This is a genomic window from Yersinia sp. 2542 StPb PI, assembly GCF_048593855.1.
Classification (GTDB): Bacteria; Pseudomonadota; Gammaproteobacteria; order Enterobacterales; family Enterobacteriaceae; genus Yersinia; species Yersinia enterocolitica_E.
On sequence record NZ_JAZGQA010000288.1, the window covers coordinates 1 to 3611 of the forward strand.

The window sequence follows — 3611 nt, forward strand, 5'->3', positions numbered from 1 at the left end:
ACCCGGCTTCGGCCGGGTTTTTTATTATATAAAGTTCAGTGAGATACGTTTAGGGAGGTTACATGCCTGAATTACCAGAAGTTGAGACCAGCCGACGCGGGATCGAACCTTATCTTGTCGGCCAAACCATTCTTTACGCGGTGGTTAGAAATGCCCGTTTGCGTTGGCCGGTATCCGATGAAATTCTGGCTTTGAGCGATCAGCCGGTGCTCAGTGTTCAGCGTCGGGCCAAGTATTTACTAATAGAACTGCCAACTGGCTGGATTATCGTCCATCTGGGAATGTCAGGTAGCTTACGGATATTATCTGAAGAAACTGAAGCTGAAAAACACGACCATGTCGATTTGGTGATCAGTAATGGCAAAATATTGCGTTATACCGACCCACGGCGCTTTGGTGCCTGGTTGTGGGCAAAAGACCTTGAAACCAGCAATGTATTAGCACATTTAGGGCCAGAACCACTGAGCGACGAATTTTCTGCCCAATATCTGTTTGATAAATCACGTAATAAGCGCACCGTGATTAAACAGTGGCTGATGGATAATAAAGTGGTAGTTGGGGTTGGTAATATTTACGCCAGTGAATCCTTGTTTGCCGCGGGTCTTTTGCCTGACCGTGCTGCCGGTTCATTAACCAACGCTGAAATTGTACTGCTAGTGGCCACAATAAAAGCCGTGTTGCTGCATTCCATTGAGCAGGGGGGCACTACATTGCGCGACTTTCTACAGTCAGACGGTAAGCCTGGTTACTTTGCGCAGGAGTTGCAGGTGTACGGGCGGGCAGGCGAGCCATGTCGCCGTTGTGGGCATCTGATTGAAATTGCGAAACATGGGCAGCGCAGTACGTTTTTTTGCCGCCACTGCCAGCATTAATCGTTTACCCTTCGTATTTGAAGCCGCTGGGTTGTGAGCTATGTTCGCTTACCACCTACCGGTAACGCCAATTAACTTTGGCTATATAGGGTATCGCGTAAATAAAGAGTCAGGCCAGTTTACTCATTAGCGCTTTGGTGACCGGTACCGGAAGGAACGGCGTGATATCTCCACCATGGCGCGCCACTTCCTTCACCAATGAGGAAGAGATAAACGACCATTTTTCTGATGGCATCAGGAACACACTCTCCAGTTTTGGCATCAGGTGACGGTTCATATTGGCCAGTTGCCATTCATACTCAAAGTCTGATACTGAGCGTAAGCCTCGTACCAAAATATTAGCATCGTGTTTTCTGGCGAACTCAGCCATCAGTTCACTGAATCCTAAAACCTCTACATTCTTCAAAGGTGCGGTCACTTCTTTGGCCAATGCCACGCGTTCTGCCAGTGTAAACATCGGTTTTTTGCTGGAACTGTCGGCAATAGCCAGGATGACATGGCTGAACATGGCAGCGGCACGTGTCACTAAGTCCAAATGCCCATTAGTTATGGGGTCAAATGTCCCCGGATAGATGGCTTTGGTGGTCATGAGTTCTCGCTTTTCTGATATTGGTGGCTCAATGCCCACAGAGCCGCATATTTATTAAAGGTATATTGCGCGTTTACGACTGCCAGCAATAGCCCTTGTTTACCATCGAGGAAACCTGCACGTAATAACCATGTTTTACAGAAAGCCCCAAGAGTATGGCTGAGAATAGAGAAGTAGCTGCAACTCTTACCTTGCTGATGGCGCTGAGTGGCCCACGCCTTTGCATAACTCAGTTGTTTACGTTGAAAAGCAAAGAAATCACGGCAAGTTAGATGCAATAAATCACCGCTCAACGGGATAACTTTTGCTGAGCCGCTATTGAGTGATTCATGCACCAAATTATCGTTATATTGGAACTGATGATGCGGATATAACCGGGTTACTCGATCTGGATACCAGCCACTGTGGCGCATAAAACGGCCTAAAAACAGGTTCCGCCGTGCACAGCTATAAACCGCGCCTTCCTCCGGTGCGATAAGTACCGCTTCAATAGCAGCTTTAAGCTCAGGGGTTACTCGTTCATCGGCATCCAGCATCAGAATATAATCACCACTGGCATATTGTTGGGCTAATTGCCGCTGTTTACCATAACCCGGCCATTGCTCATTACAGTAGACTTTAGCGCCATATTGCTGAGCCAGCGCGATGGTTTCATCTTCACTGCCTGAATCCAATACCACTATTTCATCAGCCCAGCTCACTGATGCCAGGCAATCCGCCAGCAATGAGGCTTCATTCTTGGCAATCATCACCACTGACAGGCGTTTTCTTGCACTCATTTAGTGGCTCCGTTGCGGCAGATAAGGCTCCAGCAAGTGTAATAGCCGCTGTAGTGCACCTTGGTTTTCATGCAACACATCAACTGCATGGCGACCATAATAGAGGCGGCAATCTTCATCTGTTAGCAGCACGGTGATTTCTTTTACCAGCGATAGGGTATCTGTCACGGTTATCAACCCTTCAGCCTGTTCCAGCTTGGCACAGATGTCTTTAAAGTTAAATGTATGTGGCCCCATCAACACCGGAATGGCATGGGCCGCGGCTTCCAATGGATTATGACCACCACGTTCAACCAGGCTTCCACCGACAAAGGCCAGATCGGCAATGCCATATAGCAGCATCAGTTCACCCATGGTATCGCCAATCACAACCTGTGTACTGCCAGAAGGGATTTCACCTTTGCTACGTAAGGTATAACTCAGCCCTGCTTTCTGTGTCAGTTCAACCGCTTTCGGGAAACGTTCGGGATGACGAGGTACCAAAATCAACAATAATGTCGGGAAGTGTTGCAGCAATTGGCTGTGAGCCTCCAGCAAAATGGCTTCTTCGCCGTCATGAGTACTGGTTGCAATCCACACCGGGCGATGCGGTGCCCATTGGCGGCGTAATGTTACGGCTCTGGCTGCTAATTCAGGGGTGACGGAAATATCAAATTTCAGGCTGCCCGTTACCGTCAACTGAGAACGTCTTAGGCCCAGTTCGATGAAACGCTCGCCATCTTCTTGATTTTGTGCAGCAATCAGTGTGATGCGTTGCAGCATATTACGGATAAAACTACCGATCTTCTTATAGCCAGCGGCAGAACGGGCAGAAAGACGTGCATTGGCAATCACCAGTGGGATCTTGCGACGATGCAGCGCATTGATAAGGTTCGGCCACAGTTCTGTTTCCATGATAATGACCAGCTTAGGATTGACCTGATCAAGAAAACGGTTCACCGAGCCGGGGAGGTCGTAAGGCAGATAAACGTGGTGAACATCTTTACCAAACGCAGATTGGACACGCTCAGAACCGGTAGGTGTCATGGTGGTCACGGTAATGGGCAGTGATGGGTAGCGGTGACGTAATGCCCTGACTAAAGGGATCGCGGCCAGTGTTTCACCGACTGAAACTGAATGCAGCATGATACCGCCAGCGACAACTTTACCGGCGCAAAAACCATAGCGTTCCCCCCAACGCTTGCGATAAGCGGGGGCTTTACGGCTACGTAACAGCAACCGCAGCCAAATCAAAGGTTGAATAAGGTAGAGCAGTACCTGATATAAACGCAGCAACATTCTATCAATTTCATTAATATGGATTATTAAGAATAATACCATATTTGAGCAAGAAAGGCTCTTTTCAACTGGGCCAGCCTGATAGCCGGAGTA

Annotated in this window: 4 protein-coding genes; 1 reads left to right on the forward strand and 3 read right to left on the reverse strand. The window is 48.5% G+C overall.

Annotation, left to right across the window (positions count from 1 at the left end; all coding sequences use genetic code 11):
* Window positions 1-62 precede the first annotated feature (62 nt).
* Window positions 63-872: a bifunctional DNA-formamidopyrimidine glycosylase/DNA-(apurinic or apyrimidinic site) lyase gene (gene mutM, locus V1952_RS20630; RefSeq protein ID WP_372560143.1), complete on the forward strand. Its 810-nt coding sequence runs from the start codon at window positions 63-65 to the stop codon at window positions 870-872.
* Between the two features lie 109 nt (window positions 873-981).
* Here mutM and coaD read toward each other — a convergent pair whose 3' ends face one another.
* Genes coaD through waaA form a run of 3 tightly spaced genes read right to left on the reverse strand, consistent with a single transcriptional unit; the run spans window position 982 to window position 3518 of the window.
* Complete coding sequence (coaD, locus tag V1952_RS20635; RefSeq protein WP_083161716.1) at window positions 982-1461, reverse strand: pantetheine-phosphate adenylyltransferase; 480 nt, start codon at window positions 1459-1461, stop codon at window positions 982-984.
* Window positions 1458-2240, reverse strand: a complete 783-nt coding sequence (locus tag V1952_RS20640; protein WP_372560142.1) for a glycosyltransferase family 2 protein — start codon at window positions 2238-2240, stop codon at window positions 1458-1460. Before V1952_RS20640 ends, coaD begins: the two co-directional genes overlap by 4 nt.
* Window positions 2241-3518 carry a lipid IV(A) 3-deoxy-D-manno-octulosonic acid transferase gene (gene waaA / locus V1952_RS20645; protein ID WP_372560141.1) on the reverse strand — a complete coding sequence of 426 codons (1278 nt, stop codon included), beginning with the start codon at window positions 3516-3518 and terminating at the stop codon, window positions 2241-2243.
* Window positions 3519-3611: the final 93 nt, after the last annotated feature.

Excerpts from the sequence above, each read along its gene's own strand:
- mutM (WP_372560143.1), top strand. The coding sequence starts at position 63 with ATGCCTGAATTACCAGAAGTTGAGACCAGCCGACGCGGGATCGAACCT.
- coaD (WP_083161716.1), bottom strand. The coding sequence starts at position 1,461 with ATGACCACCAAAGCCATCTATCCGGGGACATTTGACCCCATAACTAAT.
- V1952_RS20640 (WP_372560142.1), bottom strand. The coding sequence starts at position 2,240 with ATGAGTGCAAGAAAACGCCTGTCAGTGGTGATGATTGCCAAGAATGAA.
- waaA (WP_372560141.1), bottom strand. The coding sequence starts at position 3,518 with ATGTTGCTGCGTTTATATCAGGTACTGCTCTACCTTATTCAACCTTTG.